The 17,085-nt window shown below is 75.3% G+C and carries 17 protein-coding genes and 1 pseudogene; 11 read left to right on the top strand and 7 right to left on the bottom strand.

What is annotated here, in order from left to right:
• Positions 1–317: 317 nt before the first annotated feature.
• The 9 genes from D7318_RS07995 to D7318_RS07955 all read left to right on the top strand — a co-directional run bounded on the left by D7318_RS07995 (position 318) and on the right by D7318_RS07955 (position 8,979).
• On the top strand, positions 318–1,907 hold the full coding sequence (locus D7318_RS07995; protein ID WP_183091317.1) for an ABC transporter substrate-binding protein: 1,590 nt from the start codon (positions 318–320) through the stop codon (positions 1,905–1,907).
• Positions 1,892–3,532, top strand: coding sequence for an ABC transporter ATP-binding protein (locus D7318_RS07990; RefSeq protein ID WP_120696182.1), 1,641 nt, complete (start codon positions 1,892–1,894; stop codon positions 3,530–3,532). Before D7318_RS07995 ends, D7318_RS07990 begins: the two co-directional genes overlap by 16 nt.
• Positions 3,529–4,524, top strand: a complete 996-nt coding sequence (locus D7318_RS07985) for an ABC transporter permease (RefSeq protein ID WP_120696181.1) — start codon at positions 3,529–3,531, stop codon at positions 4,522–4,524. Before D7318_RS07990 ends, D7318_RS07985 begins: the two co-directional genes overlap by 4 nt.
• Positions 4,521–5,450, top strand: coding sequence for an ABC transporter permease (locus D7318_RS07980; RefSeq protein ID WP_183091316.1), 930 nt, complete (start codon positions 4,521–4,523; stop codon positions 5,448–5,450). The genes D7318_RS07985 and D7318_RS07980 overlap by 4 nt, the downstream gene beginning before the upstream one ends.
• A complete protein-coding gene (locus tag D7318_RS07975) occupies positions 5,447–6,793 on the top strand; it encodes an NtaA/DmoA family FMN-dependent monooxygenase (RefSeq protein WP_220729556.1) in 1,347 nt (448 codons plus the stop codon). Before D7318_RS07980 ends, D7318_RS07975 begins: the two co-directional genes overlap by 4 nt.
• The gene (locus tag D7318_RS07970; protein ID WP_120696178.1) at positions 6,790–7,956 is read left to right on the top strand and encodes an acyl-CoA dehydrogenase family protein; all 1,167 of its coding nucleotides are present in this window, start codon (positions 6,790–6,792) and stop codon (positions 7,954–7,956) included. Before D7318_RS07975 ends, D7318_RS07970 begins: the two co-directional genes overlap by 4 nt.
• A complete protein-coding gene (locus D7318_RS07965) occupies positions 7,953–8,342 on the top strand; it encodes a nuclear transport factor 2 family protein (protein WP_120696177.1) in 390 nt (129 codons plus the stop codon). Before D7318_RS07970 ends, D7318_RS07965 begins: the two co-directional genes overlap by 4 nt.
• Before the next feature lie 89 nt (positions 8,343–8,431).
• Positions 8,432–8,668, top strand: coding sequence for a hypothetical protein (locus D7318_RS34900; RefSeq protein ID WP_183091315.1), 237 nt, complete (start codon positions 8,432–8,434; stop codon positions 8,666–8,668).
• Positions 8,665–8,979: an FCD domain-containing protein gene (locus D7318_RS07955; protein ID WP_120696176.1), complete on the top strand. Its 315-nt coding sequence runs from the start codon at positions 8,665–8,667 to the stop codon at positions 8,977–8,979. Before D7318_RS34900 ends, D7318_RS07955 begins: the two co-directional genes overlap by 4 nt.
• 26 nt (positions 8,980–9,005) lie before the next feature.
• Here D7318_RS07955 and D7318_RS07950 read toward each other — a convergent pair whose 3' ends face one another.
• On the bottom strand, positions 9,006–11,639 hold the full coding sequence (locus tag D7318_RS07950; protein WP_120696175.1) for a SpoIIE family protein phosphatase: 2,634 nt from the start codon (positions 11,637–11,639) through the stop codon (positions 9,006–9,008).
• Between the two features lie 104 nt (positions 11,640–11,743).
• Positions 11,744–12,547: an SAM-dependent methyltransferase gene (locus tag D7318_RS07945; RefSeq protein ID WP_120696174.1), complete on the bottom strand. Its 804-nt coding sequence runs from the start codon at positions 12,545–12,547 to the stop codon at positions 11,744–11,746.
• 158 nt (positions 12,548–12,705) lie between these two features.
• Here D7318_RS07945 and D7318_RS07940 point away from each other — a divergent pair, with 158 nt between their 5' ends.
• A complete protein-coding gene (locus tag D7318_RS07940; protein ID WP_120696173.1) occupies positions 12,706–12,936 on the top strand; it encodes a hypothetical protein in 231 nt (76 codons plus the stop codon).
• 144 nt (positions 12,937–13,080) lie between these two features.
• Here the strand turns inward: D7318_RS07940 and D7318_RS34895 are convergent.
• Positions 13,081–13,440 (bottom strand): annotated as a pseudogene (locus D7318_RS34895) (hypothetical protein); the annotation flags it as partial.
• On the opposite strand from D7318_RS34895, the gene D7318_RS32400 reads away from it, so the two are divergent.
• Positions 13,346–13,843, top strand: coding sequence for an acyl-CoA-like ligand-binding transcription factor (locus D7318_RS32400; protein ID WP_147437642.1), 498 nt, complete (start codon positions 13,346–13,348; stop codon positions 13,841–13,843). The pseudogene D7318_RS34895 and the gene D7318_RS32400 overlap by 95 nt on opposite strands.
• Here the strand turns inward: D7318_RS32400 and D7318_RS07930 are convergent.
• From D7318_RS07930 to D7318_RS07915, 4 genes are all read right to left on the bottom strand, one after another.
• Positions 13,815–14,159 (bottom strand): GatB/YqeY domain-containing protein, encoded by a 345-nt coding sequence (locus D7318_RS07930; protein WP_120696172.1) that lies wholly within the window; start codon positions 14,157–14,159, stop codon positions 13,815–13,817. The two genes, D7318_RS32400 and D7318_RS07930, sit on opposite strands and share 29 nt — an antisense overlap.
• A gap of 452 nt (positions 14,160–14,611) precedes the next feature.
• A complete protein-coding gene (locus D7318_RS07925; RefSeq protein WP_120696171.1) occupies positions 14,612–15,274 on the bottom strand; it encodes a hypothetical protein in 663 nt (220 codons plus the stop codon).
• Between the two features lie 221 nt (positions 15,275–15,495).
• Entirely contained in the window at positions 15,496–16,542 is a 1,047-nt protein-coding gene (locus D7318_RS07920) for a porin PorA family protein (protein ID WP_120696170.1), read from the bottom strand.
• Between the two features lie 111 nt (positions 16,543–16,653).
• Complete coding sequence (locus D7318_RS07915; protein ID WP_120696169.1) at positions 16,654–17,049, bottom strand: hypothetical protein; 396 nt, start codon at positions 17,047–17,049, stop codon at positions 16,654–16,656.
• Positions 17,050–17,085: the final 36 nt, after the last annotated feature.

The raw sequence follows: 17,085 nt of genomic DNA, 5'->3' as shown, positions 1-17,085 counted from the left end.
GGTGTATCCCGAATTCCGTTGATCTGCTGGGAGAACGACATGACCGGCCCGGTGCGCAGCCCGCGGTGTCGCCGCGTGCTGGCCAGGCGCCGGGTGGTGGACCACATGCGGATCCGCGGCGGGCTGTGTCCCGCCGGTCCCGCGTCCCCGCGTCGTTCCTGACCCCCGCGTCCCCTCCCCACCGCCGTCCCGTCCCGTTCCCCGGGACCAACGGCCCCGCGCGGTGAATCCCCGCGCCCCCGCCGCGCCCTCCCGAGGCCCCGGCGGAAACTCCCAACGCCCCGGCAGAAAAGGGTCGATGCACCATGACACCCCCCGTGCCCGCACCGTTCGCCCGCCGCTCCTTCCTCGCCGGTCTCGGCGCCATCGGCGCCGGTGCCCTGCTCGCCGCGTGCAGCGAGGGGACCTCGGGCTCATCCGACGCGGCCCCCGCCGCGCCCACCCCGCACCCGGGCCCGCCCACCACCGGCACCCCGGTGCGCGGCGGCACGCTGCGCGTCGGCGTCCTCAGCGGCGGCTCCGCCGAGGTGCTCGACCCGGCCAAGGCGTCCGCCTGGCCCGACTGGCCACGCATCCGCGCCCTGTACGACCCGCTGTTCCGTACCGTGCCGGGCGGCATCGAGCCCGCGCTCGCCGAGTCGGCCGAGGCCGAGGACACCGCCGCCTCCTGGGTGTTCAGGCTGCGCCGCGGCGTCGAGTGGCACGACGGCAGGCCGTTCACCGCGGACGACGTGCTGTACACCCTCGGGCTGTGGGCGGGCGAGGGCCACAACTACGGCCCGACCGCGCAGGCCGTGATCGACTTCGCCGGGGTGCGCAAGCTCGACAGCCACACCGTGCGCATCCCGCTGCTGCGGCCGATGGCCGAATTCCCGTCGCTCACAGCCAACTTCAACGCCCTCATCGTCCAGGACGGCGCGACCGACTTCGAACGGCCCGTGGGCACGGGGGCGTTCGCGTACGCGTCGTTCGAGCCGGGCCGTTCGAGCACCTTCACCGCGCACCGGGACCACTGGGGCGGCGAAGGGCGCCACGTCGACGAGCTGGTCTTCGACTCCTCCTTCACCGACGACGCGGCCCGCGCCAACGCCCTGCGCTCGGGCGCCCTCGACATCGTCAGCGACCTGTCCTACACCCAGGCCGCGATCCTCGCCGACGACGGCGACGTGGTGATCGGCAACAGCCCCGGCATGGCGTTCCAGGCGTTCGTGATGCAGGTCGACCAGCCGCCGTTCGACGACGTGCGCGTGCGCCAGGCGCTCAAGCTCCTGGTCGACCGGCCCGCGATGGTGAGCCAGACGCTCGCCGGATACGGCACGGTCGGCAACGACCTGGTCGGCAAGACCCTGCCCCACTACGCCGAGGACCTGACCCGCGAGCGGGACGTCGAGCGCGCCAGGAGCCTGCTGCGCGAGGCGGGCCACGAGGGGCTGCGGCTGACCCTGGCCACCAACACCGGGCGCGTCGGCTTCGTCGAGGCCGCCACCCTCTTCGCCCAGCAGGCCGCGGAGGGCGGCGTCGAGATCTCCGTCCGCAAGATCGACCCCGGCCAGTGGGACGCCCAGCGCGCGAACGAGCCGCTCAACATGGCCTCGTGGGCGGGCTCGGCCTCCCTCACCTACTTCTACGCCACCGCGCTCGGCGGCGACGCGCGCAACAGCGAGACCCACTGGCCCGCCGAGCGCGGCCGCGACCTGCTCGCCGACGCCATGGGCGAGCTCGACGAGGCCGCGGCTGAGGAGAAGTGGCGCGCGGTGCAGCGGCAGCAGTTCGACGAGGGCGGCTACATCGTCTTCGCCAACCGCAACTACGTCGACGGCTACGCCCCCGCCGTCCGCGGCGTGACCACCGACGCCTCGGGGTCGACCAACAACTACGACTACTCGCGGGCATGGCTGGCGAGTTGACCGGCGCGCCGCCCGCCGTCCACGTCACGGGCCTCACGGTCACCGACGCGGGCGGGCGGCCGCTGGTGCGCGACCTCCACCTCACCGTCCCCGCGGGCGGCGCCCTCGGCGTCGTCGGCGAGTCGGGCTCAGGCAAGACGACCACCGCGCTCGCGCTGCTCGGCCACCTCAACGCCGGAACGCGCCTGGCCGCGGGCCGCGTCACCGTCGCGGGGCGGCCCGTGCTCGACGCCGCGGCGGGCGCCGACCCGCGCCCGCTGCGGGGCCGCGTCATCTCCTATGTGCCGCAGAACCCGGGGCGTTCCCTCAACCCCTCGATGCGGGTGCGCGACCTGGCGCGCTCCCTGCTCGACCCGGCGGGCGACGGGCCCGCCACCGCCGATGAGCTGCTGGAGTCGGTGCGGCTGCCCGCCACCCGCGCGTTCCAGCGGCGCTATCCCCACCAGCTCTCCGGCGGCCAGCAGCAGCGGCTCGCGATCGGCATGGCCCTGGCCGCCCGCCCCGCCGTCGTGGTCCTGGACGAGCCCACCACCGGGCTCGACGTGATCACCGCGGCCGGGCTGCTCGCCCAGCTGCGGCGGCTGCGCGAGGAGCGCGGCACGACGCTCGTGCACATCGGCCACGACCTCGCCGTGGTGGCCCGACTCGTCGACGACGTCGCCGTGTTGAAGGAGGGAAGGCTCCTGGAGAGCGGGCCCGTGGCCGCCGTGCTCGGCGCCCCTGCCAGGCCCGCCACCCGCGCCCTCGTCGACGCGGTCCTCGACCCCGCGCGCCCCGCCGCGCCCCGCGCCAAGGCCGCCCCGGCCACGGCGCCACCGCTGCTCCAGGTCAACGGGCTGACCGCGCACCACCGTTCGGGCCGCCGCGAGCGCGTCGTCGCGGCCGAGGGGATCGACCTCACGCTCGCCGCGGGCGAATGCCTCGCCCTGGTCGGCGAGTCGGGCTCGGGCAAGACCACCGTGCTGCGCGCCCTCGCCGGGCTGCACCGGCCGACCGCGGGAGCCGTCACGCTCGAAGGCGTCCCGCTCGCCGCCGCGGCCCGCCACCGCGACCCCGCCCAACTCCGCGCGATCCAGCTGGTGTTCCAGAACCCCGCGCAGGCGCTCAACCCGTACCAGCGCGTCGGCGATGCCGTGGCCCGCCCGCTGCGCGGCCCCGCCGGGCTCCCGCCACGCGAACGCGCCCGCCGCGTCGCCGCGTTGCTCGACCAGGTGCACCTGGAGCCCGCCCTGGCCACCAGACTCCCCGGCGAGCTGTCCGGCGGGCAGCAGCAACGCGTCGCGCTGGCCCGCGCGTTGGCGGCCGGGCCCCGGGTCCTGCTGTGCGACGAGATCACCTCGGCCCTCGACGTCTCCGTGCAGGCCGCCGTTCTCGCCCTGCTCGACGAGCTGCGCGCCACCACCGGAGTGAGCCTGCTGTTCGTCACCCACGACCTCGGCGTCGTCGGCCGGATCGCCGACCGGGTCGCGGTGCTCGAACGCGGCCTGATCGTCGAGACCGGGCCCACCGCCGCCGTCCTCACCGCGCCACGCGACGACCACACCCGCCGCCTGCTCGCCGCCGCGCCAGGGCTCGGCGACGCGCTCGCCGAGGCCGCGGCCCGGGCCGAGGGGAGCCGCGCGTGACCGCCCGCCCTCAACTCCCGCCGCTCGCCCGCTTCCTGCTCGCCAGGCTCGCGGGAGGCGCGTTCACCCTGCTGCTGGCCGCCACCCTCGTCTTCCTGGCCACCAACGTCCTGCCCGGCGACATCGCCCACGCCGTCCTCGGCGCCAACGCCACGCCCGAGCTGGTCGCGAGCGTCCGCGCCGACCTCGGCCTCGACGAGCCGCCGCACCGCCGCTACCTCGACTTCATCGGCGGCCTCCTCACCGGCGACCTGGGCAACTCCTCCGCCGCCCTCGCCCAGGGCAACGTCCTCCCGGTCGCCGACGTCATCGGCACCCCGCTGCGCAACACCGCCGTGCTCGCGGCGATCACGTTCGCGCTGTTCGTGCCGCTGTGCCTGGTGCTCGCCGGGGTGGCCGCGTCGCGCGTCGGCGGCACGGTCGACCGGCTGCTCTCCGGCGGCACCATCGCGGCCGCCGCGTTCCCCGAATTCCTCGTCGCCACCGTGCTGATCAGCGTCTTCTTCGACGCGCTCGACTGGCTGCCGCCCCTGGCCGCCGTGCCGGAGGGGCGGACGCCGCTCGACGACCCGCTCGCCCTCGTCATGCCCGTCACCACCCTGCTCGTGCTGTGCGTGGCGACCGGCTTCCGGCTCGTGCGCGCCGCCGCCGTCGAGGTGCTCGCCGAGCCGTATGTCGACTGGGCCAGGCTCAACGGCGTCCCCGAGGCCACCGTGCTGCGCCGCTACGTCCTGCGCAACGCCCTGGCCCCCGCCGTGCAGGCGTTCGCCGAGGTCGCCCGCTACCTCTTCGGCGGCGTCATCGTGGTCGAGGCGGTCTTCGCGTTCCCCGGCATCGGCGGCCTGCTGGTCCGCGGCATCAGCGTCAACGACGTGCAGCAGACGTGTGTGATCGCGACCGTGCTCGCCGTCCTGTACTGGGCGATCAACACGCTCGCCGACCTCGCCGTCATCCGGCTCGTTCCCCGACTCAGGACGGAGGCGTCACGGTGAGAAGGACCACGCTGCGACGGATCGGGGTGCCGCGCTCCCTCACCCGCGGCTGGGGCCTCGCGGGCGCGCTCACCCTCGTGGCGCTGCTCGCCCTGGCCGTCGCGGGGCCGCTGCTCGCGCCCCACCCGCTCGACGAGCCCGTCGCCGACGTCGGCCAACTCCCGGGCCCCGGGCTGTGGTTGGGCGCCGACCAGCTGGGCCGCGACGTGTTCAGCCGGACGCTGCACGGCGGGTTGACCACGCTGGGCGTCAGCGTCGGCGGCACGCTCGCGCTCTATCTCGTCGGGGTGCCGCTCGGCGTCGTCGCCGGGTACCGGGGCGGCTGGGTCGACGCCGTGACGGTCCGCGCGGCGGACGTCCTGCTCGCGCTGCCGGGGCTGCTGCTCGCCCTGCTGCTCGTCGCGGGCCTCGGCGGCTCGGGCGGGGTCCTGCTGCTGTGCGTCGTGCTCACCCAACTCCCCGCGCTCACCCGGCTGGTGCGCACCGCGACCCTGGAGGCCGGGAGCCGCGCCTTCGTCGAGGCGGCCCGGGCCAGGGGGGAGTCCGCCGTGCGCGTCGTCGGGTTCGACGTCCTGCCCACCATCCGCCCGGTGATCCTGGCCGACGCGGGGCTGCGCCTGCGCTCCTCCGTCATCGTCGTCGCCGGGCTCAACTTCCTCGGCCTCGGGCTGCACCCCCCCACCGCCGACTGGGGCCTGATGATCTCCGAGAACCGCGACATCATCGGCCTCAACCCCTGGGCCGCCCTGGCCCCCGGCGCCCTGCTCGCCCTGTTCACCGTCGCCGCCAACGCGGTGGGCGACGAGTCGGCGGCCACCAGGACGGCCACCAGGACGGCGGCCAGGACCGCCGCCGGGACCGCCGCCGGGACCGACCCGACAGACGCCGCGCCGACAGACGCCGATCCGAGAGAGGCCCGCCCATGAGCGTTCGCCAGCTCCACCTCATGCTGCTGCTGCGGCCCGGCGGCTACCACCGCGCGGCCTGGCGCGCCCCCGACAGCCCCGTGGACCGGGCCACCACCCTCGCGCCCTACCTCCAGCTCGCGCGCGCGGCCGAGGACGCCCGTTTCGACGCGGTGTTCATGGCCGACGCCGTCTCCCTCTACGCCGACCCCTGGGACCACCTCGACCAGCCGCTCGAACCCCTCACGGTGCTCAGCGCGTTGGCCCCGCTCACCGAGGCCATCGGCCTGGTCGCGACCGTCTCCACCACCTACTACGAGCCCTACAACCTCGCCAGGCTGCTCGCCTCCCTCGACCACCTCAGCGGCGGGCGCGCCGGGTGGAACGTCGTCACCACCGCCGATCCGCGCTCGGCCGGGAACTTCGGCGCCGCGCCCCACCCCGACCACGCCGTGCGCTACCGCCGCGCCGCCGAGTTCGTCGCCGTGCTGCGCGCGCTGTGGGACAGCTGGGACGACGACGCCGCGGTCGTCGACCGCGCCGCGGGCGAGCTCACCCGCGCCTCCCGCATCCACCCCGCCGACCACCACGGCGCGTTCTTCGACGTGGCGGGCCCGCTCAATGTGCCGAGGCCCCCGCAGGGCCACCCCGTCCTGGCCCACGCGGGCCAGTCACGCGACGGCCTCGCGGTGGCGCCCGGCTACGCCGAGGTGCTGTTCGCCGTCCAGCACGACCTCGACACCGCGCGCGCCTTCCACGCCGACATCGGGCGCCGCGTCGCCGCCGCGGGCCGCGACCCGCGCGAACTCGCCGTGCTGCCAGGGCTGTTCGCCGTCGTCGGCGGCACCGAGCAGGAGGCCCGCCGCAAGGCCGCCGAGCTGCGCGAGCTCGACGGCGGCAGCGGCGCCCTGGCCGACGAGCTGTCCGCCCTGCTCGGCGTCGACCTGTCCGCGCGCGCCCCCGACGACCTCGTCCACGCCGACGAGATCGCGGCCCCCGAGACGCTCCTCGGCCCCCAGAGCTGGTACGGGCTGCTGCACCGCCGCCTGACCGAGCGCCCCACCACCGTGGCGCGGCTGCTCGACCACCACGCGCGCGTGGGCCGTTCAGGACATCTCCAACTGGTCGGCACCCCCGAGCAGATCGCCGACGAGATCGAGCGCTGGTTCACCGGTCGGGCCTGCGACGGCTTCGTCCTCCAGCCCACCACCGTCCCCGGGAGCGTCACCGACTTCACCACCGAGGTCGTGCCGCTGCTGCGCCGCCGCGGCCTGTTCAGGAACGACTACGACGGCACCACCCTGCGCGACCACCTCGGCCTGCCACGCCCGGCGGACCGTGCGGGGCGCGGAGCCGCCCGATGAACGCCCCGCCCCCGCCGAACGCCCCGCCCGCGCCGAACGCCCCGCACCCCGACGCCGACCTGCACGACCTCGCGCGCCGCCACGCCGCCGAGGCCGACAGGACCGCGCGGCTTCCCGAGCCCGTGCGCGCGGCCCTGCTGCGCTCCGATGTGATCTCGCTGCCCGTGCCCGCCGCCTACGGCGGCCCCGAGACCGACCCCGTCGCGTCGTTCGCCCGCGTCGCCGCGCTCGCCGCCGCCGACGCCTCCACCGCCTGGTACGCCGCGGTGTCCGCGTCCGCCGCGCTGACCGCGTGGAGCCTCCCGCCCGAGGCCGCGCACAAGATCTGGGGCCGCGGCCCCGTCCTGGTCGCGGGCACCCGGCGGGTCGGCGGCCTGGCCACGGCGGACGGCGCGGGCGGCGGCGTGATCCTGACCGAGGGCCGCTGGCAGTGGGGATCCGCCGCGCGCGACGCGGACTGGATCACCGTGGGCGCGCGCGACGACACCGGGCGCGAGCTGCTGCTGACCGTGGAGCGCGCGGCGTTCCACGTGAACGACGACTGGCAGGCGATCGGCCTGCGCGCCACCGCCTCGGGCACGTTCCGCCTCGCCGGGCCCGTCCGGGTGCCCGCCGCCCTGTGCCGCCCGCTCGACGACGCGGCCGCCCCCGCCCACAGGCCGGGCCCGCTCGGCCGCTTCGCCGCGCCCGCCTACACCTCGGGCCTCTTCTGCGCCGTCGCCCTGGGCAACGCCAGGGGCGCGGTCGAGGAGTTCGAGGAACGCGCCCGCACCACCCGCCGCCTGGCGACCGACGCCACGCTCGCCGCGACCGACCACGTCCGACGCGCCCACGCCCGCGCCCTGGTGGCGTGCGAGGCGGCCGAGGCGCTCGCGCTGCGCACCCTCGCCGACGCGTGGGACGACACCGTGCGCGGCCGCGCCCTCGCCCCCGTCGCCGCCGCCCGCACCCGCGCGGCGCTCGCCCACGCGACCGAGGTCGCCCGCGACACCGTCGACGCGTGCCTGCGCCTCGTCGGCTCGTCGGGCGTCAGGCTCGACAGCCCGTTGCAGCGCAGGCAGCGCGACGCGACCGTGCTGACCGCCCACCACTACCTGGGCGAGCGGCACATCGCGGACTACGGGCGGGCCCGCCTGCACCCGACCGAGGAGCCCGACGCGTGAGCGCCGACGAGAAGGCCATCTGGCACGCCATGCTCGACATCTACGCCGGAGCCCAGGACGGCGACACCGCCAGGATCGACCGCCACCTGCACGCCGACGCCACCCTGTGGGACACCGACGAGCCCGAACTGGCCGTCGGGCTCGAGGCGTTGGCCGCCATCAGGGCCCGCCGCCCGGCGACCGCGCCCGACCTGCTGCCCAGGCTGCGGGCCGAGGCGCCCCTGATCACCGTGTGGGGCGCCACCGCCCTGCTGCGCCACGTGCTCACCATCGAGCCCCCCGCCCCCGCCGCGGCGCGCACGGTGCGGAACACCAGCGTGTGGCGCCGCCACGGGGAGCGCTGGCTGCTGGTGCACAACCACGAGGACGTCATCGCCGACCCGTGACCCGCGCCGGGTGACGGCTCAGCGCGGGCCCGTGCTCGCGATGCCCTGGACGAACTGCCGCTGGCGGAGCGGGAAGATGGCGGCAGCGCGTGGCGGCCCGACACCGGGTCGCCCGACGCCTCGAGCAGCACGATCGCCTCGGCGACCAGCTGGATGGTGCCGCCGACGATCAACTGGTTGGCGGCCTTGACGAGTTGACCGGCACCGGCCGGGCCGACCCGGACCACGGTCGAGGCCATCGCCGCCAGGACCGGCAGCGCGCGGGCGAACGCTCGCCGAGGGCCGCGCGCCCGTCCCCGACGGCGCTCTCGAGGCGCGACGGCTGATCGGACGGGCCGCCCAGCAGCTCGACTTCCCCGCGCGGGTCGAGTCGGACATCATGTTCCACCCGGCGCTCGTGGCGGCGACGGGCAGCAGCCGCCTCGGCCCCATGCCCGAGCTCATCATGGGCGAGGTGCAGCTGACCATGGGCCAGGCCCGCGCCCACCGCGCGACGCACCCCGGCGACATCGAGCGCGAGCACGCCGCGATCCCGGCCGCGATCGACGCGGGCAACGCCAAGGGCGCCGAGAACGCCCTCCTCTTCCACCTCCACGCCGCCAGGGACCGGCTGATCGCCGACCTCGGCACCGAGTAGTCGGCACGGCGCCCCGCCCGAAGGGGTCAGGGGGTTTCCGGCGGCGTCGGCAGGGGCTGCTCGGTCCAGATGATCTTGCCGCCCTCGATGTAGCGCGTGCCCCAGCCACTCACGGCCTGGGCGACCAGGAACAGGCCGCGGCCACCCTCGTCGTTGGCCTTGGCACTGCGCAGGTGCGGCGCGGTGGTGCTGCCGTCCGCGACCTCGCACACCAGCGCGCGATTGCGCAGGAGCCGCACCCTGATGGGCCCCGAGGCATGGCGGATGGCGTTGCCGAGCAGCTCGCTGACGACCAGCTCGGTGGTGAACGCCGCCTCCTCGAGGCCCCATTCGGTCAGCCGACGCGTGACCGCGGTCCGCATGTCCGCGACCACGGCCGGATCCTTGGGCAGGTCCCAGCTGGCCACGTCGTCCTCGCTCAGCTCGTTCGCGCGCGCGACCAGCAGCGCCACGTCGTCCGTGGGCCGCTCGGGCAGCACCTGGTCCATCACGATCCGGCAGATCTCCTCAGGGGACGCCGACCCCGCCTGGTCCAGGGCGCGTTCGAGCCGTGCGAGCCCCACATCGGGGTCCTGCCCGCGCGCCGCGATCAACCCGTCGGTGTACAGGACGAGCCGGTCGCCGCGGCGCAGCGGGATGTCCACCGCCTCGAACGGGAACCCGCCGAGCCCCAGCGGAGGCCCCGCGGGCACCTCGATGAACTCCACCGCGCCACCCGCCCTGATCACCGCGGGCGCCAGATGCCCCGCCCTGGCCAGCGAGCACCGCGCGGAGACCGGGTCGTGGATCGCGTACAGGCACGTGGCCCCGGCGATCCCCCCGCCCTGCGCGCCCAGGTCGGACTCCTGGTCGAGGCGCCGGACCAGGTCGTCGAGGTTGGCGAGCAGCTGGTCGGGCGGCAGGTCGAGGGAGGAGAGATTGTGGACCGCGGTGCGCAGGCGGCCCATGGTCGCCGAGGCGTCGAGGCCGTGCCCCACCACGTCGCCCACCACCAGGGCGACCCGGGCGCTGGAGAGCGGGATGATGTCGAACCAGTCGCCCCCCGCCCCGCCCGCCCCCTCGGTCGCCGGCAGGTAGCGGTAGGCGGCCTCCACCGCGCTCTGCTCGGGCACCGCGCTGGGCAGCAGGCTGCGCTGAAGGGCCAGCGCGGTGGCGTGCTCGCGCGAGTAGCGGCGCCCGTTGTCGATCGAGGCGGCCGCGTGCACGGCAAGCTCCTGGGCGAGGGAGCGGTCCTCGGCGGCGAACGGCGGCGCGTTCGGCGCCCGCACGAGCGAGAGCTGCCCCAGCAGCACGCCACTCACCCGCAGCGGCACACACAGCGCGCGCCCCTCCGCGCCCTCCGTCGGCCCCGAGGCGAGGGCGCGCCTGGCCGCCTCGTCGGGCGGCGGCGGCAGCTCCACGTCCTGGCCCGCCGCGGTGCTCTGCGCCACCCGCTCCATGCGGTCGGGCGCGCGGGCGGGCTCCTCACCCGTCATGACGGACTCCTGGAGGTCGACCGCGACCGCGTCGGCGAGCCTGCCCACGGTGACCTCGACCAACTCCTGGGCCGTACGGCGCACATCCAGGCTGGTGCCCATCGCCGCGCTGGCGTCGTACAGCAGCCTGAGACGGTGCTGCGCCTCCTCCGCCACGCCCGCGAGCGCCCGCAGCTCCGTGGTGTCCCTGAGCGTCACCACCGTGCCGAGGCGCTTGCCATGGCCCCTCGTGGGGCGCTGGTTGACCGCGAGCGGTCGGCCACCCACCTCGATCACCTCGTCGGTCGCCTCGCGCCCCGACGCCAGCAGCGCGGTGATCTCGGCGCCGAGACCCAGATCGGTGACATGCCGCCCCTCGGCCCCCTCGGCCCCCTCGGCCAGGTCGAGCAGCCGCCGCGCCTCGTCGTTGGCCAGGATGAGAAAGCCGTCGTGGTCGGCCAGCAGGATGCCCTCCCTGACCGAGTGCAGCACCGCGTCGTGGTGCTCGTACAGCCGGGTGAGCTCCGCGGTGCCGAGCCCGTGCGTCTGCCGCCGCAGCCGCCGGCTCAACAGCGCCACGGCGCCCGATGCGATCAGCAGGCCGAGTGCCGTCACCCCGGCGATCAGGGGCAGCTCGCGGCTGACGTCGTGCTGCACGTTGGGCTGGGTCACGCCGACGCTGACGATGCCCACCACGGAGCCGCTGTCGTCCTTGACCGGCACGGCGGCGCGGATCGACGGCGCGCCGATCGACGAGCCGGGCACGCGGTCGGTGAACGCCCTGCCCTTCGTGGCCGGGGACAGCGACTGGTCCACGCGCTTGCCGATGAACTTCGGGTCAGGGTGCGAGAAGCGGACGCCCTCGGGATCGGTGACCACCACATAGTCCACATCGACCCGCCGCCGCACCCCCTCGGCCAGCGGCTGGAGCACCTCCGGCGGATCGGCGGACTCCAGGCCGCGCAGGACGTCGGGCGACTGCGCGAACGTCCCCGCCACGGCCTTGGCCCTGCCCCTGGCGTCCTCCTCGCTGTCGCGGCGCGAGTCCAGCACAAGCACCACCGCGGTCGCGCCCATGAGCAGCAACAACACCGTCAGCGCCACGGCGAGCGTCTGCCCGGCGACGCTGCGCGGGATCAACCTGCCGAGCCACGTAGGCGACGAGCCACGCCTGGGCACCTTGAACCAGGACGGGGCCCATTTCATGTGATCTGTATAACTTTGCCCCTCCGCCGCCGCAACCGAGCGGCGACCGAGCGGCCACGCCGCCGGGCGCCCGCCGGGCGGCGTTCAGCGGTGCCCGGCGGCGTTCAGCGCTTGATGCCCACGGCCGCCCACATCGCGACCTGGGCGTCGTACTCCTCCGAGCGCGGCCGGACACGCGCGGGGTCGGGCCGCCAGCGGTGCGGCACCTCGATCCCCGGCGGCACCAGATCGAGCCCGTCGAAGAACGCGGCCAGCTCCTCCCGCGAGCGGGCCTGCGCCCCGATCCCGCTGCCGCGGTAGATCTGCGCGACCCGCTCCATCACCGCGGGGTCGAAGTCCCCGGTGCCATGGGTCAGAACGAGCGCCGACCCAGGAGACAGCGCGTCGAGCAGCCGCCGCACCATCCCGTACGCGCCCTGCTCGTCCGGCACGAAGTGGAGCAGCGCGATCAGCGAAAGGGCGACCGGCTCGTCGAGGTCGAGCGTCTCCGCCGCCCCGGCCACGATCCGGTCGACGTCCGTCGTCACATCCGCCTGGAGATAGGCGGTCCGCCCCTCGGGCGCGCTGCGCATCAGCGCGTCGGCGTGCACCAGGACCAGCGGGTCCTTGTCGACATAGACGGTGCGGGCCGCGGGATCGACCTCCTGGGCGACCTGGTGGAGATTCGGCTCGGTCGGGATGCCGGTCCCTATGTCGAGGAACTGCCGTATCCCCCGCTCACACAGCAGCCGCACGGCCCGGTGCATGAACGCCCGGTTCACCTGCGCGGCCTGCTGCGCCCCGGGCCACACCGCGAGCACCTGCTCACCGGCGTCCCTGTCCACCTGGTAGTTGGTCTTCCCACCCAGATAGAAGTCGTACACGCGTGCGGGGTGGGCGGTGGTGAAGTGCGATTCGGGTAAGGCCATGGCTCCCCTCCACGGTGAAACGGGACGCCCATGCTAGAGGTGACCCCCACGGCCGCGACGGCCGGGTGGGTGAGGCGTTCGCCGTGCCGCGCCCGGGCGTTGGGGCCCTGACGCAGGGTGGGGATGTCCACGCGACCCGCCCACCCGGAGGAACGCCCATGGCCGCCGACCCGCTCGCCCACCTGCTCAGGCAGCTCAGCCCGGAGAACCGCTGCTGGCTCGAGGACCAGCCCGAGGACCGCAGGCGCGCCCTCGCCGAGGAGTGGCGAGGGCGCGAGGGGAAGGGCACGGCGCTGCTCGCCTCGACCGACCTCCTCCCCGACCTCGTCGACGAGGGCGCCGAGGCCAACGCCTTCATCGACGACGTGCGCGACGCCGACGGCTGGTGAACCCCCCCGGCACCCCGCCCGTTCAGCCGCCCGCGCCCGCTCAGCCGCCGGGCGGGGCCAGCCGCAGCACGCTCCCCTCGCCGTTCGCCGACACCAGCGGCGCCCCGTCGGCCGCGAGGGCCAGCCCCGCGAACGGCAGGGGCGGGGCGGGCACCCGGGGCCCGGCTCGGCGACCCGGTAGTGATCGGCCGCCAGCACCCGGCCACCGAGGTCGACGGTGACCCCGAAAGGCCCGCCGAACCCCCGCGGCACCACCACCCGCGTCCGCCCGTCCTCGCGCGTCTCCGCGATGCCACCACCGGCGTAACTGGACACGAACATCCGGTTCTCGGCGTCGAACGCGGCGTTGTCGAGCCCCACGATCCCCGTCGTCACCACCGAACGCCGCCCGGCGCCCGGATCGATCCGGGTGACCCGACCCGCCGGGCCACGCGACAGCACCAGCAGCACCCCGCCCCGGTCGAACCGCACCGCGACCGGCGCGTCCACCCCCTCCGCGACCAGGTTCGCCGCGGGGCTCGACGCCGTGGCGCGGCGCCTGCGCGACTGGCCCGCCGACCGCCCGCTCGGCGAGGGCGTCGAGTGGGGCGGGCCGACCGAGGCCGAACGGAACGCGGACACCTCGGCGCGGCAGCTGCTGCGGATGCTCGCCGACGAGCCCGGGCTGCGGGCCGTCTGGCTGCGCGTGCACCACGACGCCGAGCCGGTGCTCACCCGGATCATCGCCGAACGCACCGGCGCCGACCCGGACGACCCCCTGCCGCGGATCAAGGCCGTCATGCTCAACGGCGCCCTGCGCGTGGCAGCCGAGGAGTGGGCCGGGCTCTCCTCGGGCGAGAACGACCGGGCGCGCGCCGCCGCGCTGCGCGAAGCGGTCCTCAGGGCGACGGCGGACCTGGGCGTGTGACCGGCTCCGGGGCGACGCCTTCGAGGAGCGCGAGCAGCACGGCCGCCTCCGCGCGGAGCCGCGCGGCGCGGTCGGCGTGCCCCGTCAACCCGGCGGCGGCGTCGAGCCGTTCGGCCGCCTCGGCCCGCACGATGTCCGCCACGTCGCCCTCGCTCAGCTCGCGCCGCGCGGCCTCGGTGGCGCCCACCCCGACGGGCGCGTCCTCGATGGCCCCGCTCACCGGCCCTGCCCCGTCGAGCGGCACCGCTTCGGCGTTCTCCACCGCGGCGAGCGTGGCTCGGAGAGCGCTCACCGCCGCCTTGTCGCGGGCCCGCATGGCCTCAGGCAGGGCGGCTCGCATCCGTATGCGCAGGGACATGAGGGCGACCCTACGACCGGGTGCGCGGGACGGACAAGCGGGTGGGGGGCGGGGGGTGCGGAGAGCGCTCTCCGGGAGCGCTCTCCTGCGGTGGAGCGCTCTCCATCGACTGGGTGGTGGGTCGCGGATCTGGGGGAGAGCGCTCCACCGGCACGTTGATGGTTGCCGCTGGAGGGCGGAGAGCGCTCTCCCCGTCAGTTGGTTGCCCGGGGGTGGAGAGCGCTCTCCCTGCAGGTTGTTGCCCGGGATGGAGAGCGCTCTCCCCGCCAGCCTGATGGACCGGAGAGCGCTCTCCCGCCCCCCGGCGGGCATCAGCGCACCCCCGAGCCCGCACCCATCGGCTCAACCCCGCTGCGGCGCCGAAGTGGCCGCCGCGCCATCGGGCTTGCGGGGTCGGCCCCGCGGAGCGGTCAGTTCTTCCTGGCGTCCCACGGCTGGCCCGCCCAGCCGTCGAAGGCGCGCAGCAGGGCCACCAGGGCGGCCCCCAGGCGCCAGTCCGTCTCCGGCGCGTGCAGGATCAGCCGGTTGCCCCTTGACCTGAACTCCAGCCTGGCCCGCCCGCCCGCGCGCCAGATGATGCGCCGGGGTGCGCGCGCGACCTCAGGACCGCCGTTCTCGAGCATGCCGAGCAGGACGATCGGCACCTGCACCGGCCAGAACGGCCACCACACGCACCACCAGAAGATCCGCCCCTTGAAGCCCACCGCCTCGGGACCGCCGACCGGCGTCACCGTCCAGCGGGTGCGCAGGCCCCTGCCGCGCAGCGCCTTCTCGCGCTTGAACGTGCCGATCAACTCGCCCTGCGGGCCCAGCACCTGGAAGGTCGCGACGCCGCGCGCGGCCGAGGTGGTCACCAGGGTCGCCACCCGCTCCCCGCGGTGCTCGTCGGCCCACAGGACGAACGAACGGACCCCATCGCGGCGGGCGGCCAGGTACGCGGGTAGGCCGCCCTGCGGCAGCTCGCGCTCCGGGTAGGCGACCGTCCGGGCGGGACCCGATCCGTCGGAGAACTCCACCGAGATCCTGACCGGCCCGTCCGGATCCGGATGGCGGGGTTCCGGACGGGACCTCATGGTCAATTTGCTGCTCACCCGATGTGCTCCCCATGTGCCAGAGCCCCGTGACGGCTTCCCGGGCGACTCCCAGGCGGGATCCTACGCGCGGCACCGGGGGCACAACAGCCCCTACCGCCCCACCCCTTACGAGGGGGGAGCGCCCCACCCCGTACGAGGGAGCGCCCCTCGGGGGACCCGCGGCCCGGCGTCGCGGCCCCCCTTGGCGGAACGGCGCGGCCTCAGGCGGTCGCGGGCTCGTCGGGGGCCGGAGCCTGCGTGCCGTCGTCCGCCGCGGGGCGGTTGCGGGAGCGCAACTCCCGCCAGACGGCCAGCGCGAGCAGCACCACGGCCACCGCCGCGAGCCCCAGCGGGATGACTGTGCGGACCAGCCACAGCATGGTCGCCGCGGACTCCGCGTCGTCGGCCCGTTCGGCGATGCCGTCCTCGGTGCCCTCCACCGAGAGGGAGTTGACGGGGGCGAGCGTCACCGGGCCCTCGGGGCCCGCGGTCTGGGCGACGATGGTCTGCTCGAGCGTCCCGTTGAGCACCGTGCCCGTCTCGGAGTCCACCCAGGCCACGCGCTGCGTCGTGGCCGCGTACGTCAGCGGCACCGGGTCGGGCAACGCGCCCAACAGGGCCGGATCCGGCAGCTGTTCGGCGGGCAGGGTCTCGGCGAGGCTCGCCACGACATCCCTCGGCAACGCGTCGGGCAGGCCCTCGGCGATCGCCGGGTCGCCCAACTCGCCCGCGGCCTCGATCACATACACGTACGCGTCGCGGCCCTCGACGTCCTCGGTGCGGTCGTACACCGCGGGCACCTCGGTGGCGGTCGTCGGGTCCCAGAACGTGTAGTCCCGCTCCTCCGGGTCCAACGGCCAAGAAATGACGAGACCTTGGTGCTCCTCGGCCTCTGAGCCGTCGGGCGCGGGCGCGTTCACCAGGTCGACGCGGTCGACCGACCAGCGGTGGCTCGTGGCGGACAGCTCGGCCCCGTCGGGCCCGGTGACGACGACGTCGTCGCTGACGACCGCCGTGCCGCCGTCCGTCTCCACGACCTGGACACGTCGGTCCAGGCTGATCGGTATGTCGGCGAGGAAGGCGTTGGCCAGGTCGCCCGACTCGATGGCGGCGGCGTTCAGCAGCGAGGCCGTGCCGGTGTACGCGAAGGTGTTGTCCGTGTCGGACGGGACCTGGTGCACCTCCGGATAGACGACCAGCCGCGTCACGGCTGAGGCGGCCACCAGCACGACGGCCGTTCCGGACAGGATCCAGGTGCTTCTTCGCATGGGGTCTCCCGACTGTGTGCGCACGGCGCTGTGCGATGGATGCGCCAACCTATGGTCGGCGGCGGGGCCCGTCAACAAGGCGAGGTGGAACGCGCGTTCGGGGGCGGGCGTTCAGTGGGCGGCGGCCGGTCCCGGGCTCAGGCGGATGAGGGCCGTGCCGTCCTCGACGGCCAGCACCTCGAACGTGAGTCGGCGGTCGCCGATCCCGTCGCCCGCCGGGATCTCATAGGTGACCACGTCGATCTCGCGGTGCTCGACGAGGGTCACCGTGTCCCCCGAAGTGTCGGTGATCCGGAAGGTGTTGGGCGTGATGTGCGGGTCGACGGGGATGTCCGTGGGGCCCGTGACGGCGACTTCGCACGCGCCGTCGTAACACGCGCCGATGTCCGAGCCGTCGGCCGCGTCCGAGGGCAGCGGCGGGACATCGCAGCCCGCTCCCGCGACCGCGACCGCGGCGGCTCCCGCGAGCGCAACGGCAGTGATCCGGTGGCTGGTTGGTGGCGTCACACGACCGTTGTAACGCTCCGCCGAGGGAGGGGTCCC

Source organism: Streptomyces radicis (assembly GCF_003626575.1).
Classification (GTDB): domain Bacteria; phylum Actinomycetota; class Actinomycetes; order Streptomycetales; family Streptomycetaceae; genus Streptomyces; species Streptomyces radicis.
This window is presented reverse-complemented; position numbering and strand designations above follow the sequence as displayed.

What these genes read in the sequence shown, in the direction of transcription:
- D7318_RS07990 (WP_120696182.1), top strand. Translation starts at nt 1,892, where the DNA reads ATGGCTGGCGAGTTGACCGGCGCGCCGCCCGCCGTCCACGTCACGGGC.
- D7318_RS07975 (WP_220729556.1), top strand. Translation starts at nt 5,447, where the DNA reads ATGAGCGTTCGCCAGCTCCACCTCATGCTGCTGCTGCGGCCCGGCGGC.
- D7318_RS07970 (WP_120696178.1), top strand. Translation starts at nt 6,790, where the DNA reads ATGAACGCCCCGCCCCCGCCGAACGCCCCGCCCGCGCCGAACGCCCCG.
- D7318_RS07950 (WP_120696175.1), bottom strand. Translation starts at nt 11,639, where the DNA reads ATGAAATGGGCCCCGTCCTGGTTCAAGGTGCCCAGGCGTGGCTCGTCG.
- D7318_RS07945 (WP_120696174.1), bottom strand. Translation starts at nt 12,547, where the DNA reads ATGGCCTTACCCGAATCGCACTTCACCACCGCCCACCCCGCACGCGTG.
- D7318_RS07940 (WP_120696173.1), top strand. Translation starts at nt 12,706, where the DNA reads ATGGCCGCCGACCCGCTCGCCCACCTGCTCAGGCAGCTCAGCCCGGAG.
- D7318_RS07930 (WP_120696172.1), bottom strand. Translation starts at nt 14,159, where the DNA reads ATGCGGGCCCGCGACAAGGCGGCGGTGAGCGCTCTCCGAGCCACGCTC.
- D7318_RS07925 (WP_120696171.1), bottom strand. Translation starts at nt 15,274, where the DNA reads ATGAGGTCCCGTCCGGAACCCCGCCATCCGGATCCGGACGGGCCGGTC.
- D7318_RS07920 (WP_120696170.1), bottom strand. Translation starts at nt 16,542, where the DNA reads ATGCGAAGAAGCACCTGGATCCTGTCCGGAACGGCCGTCGTGCTGGTG.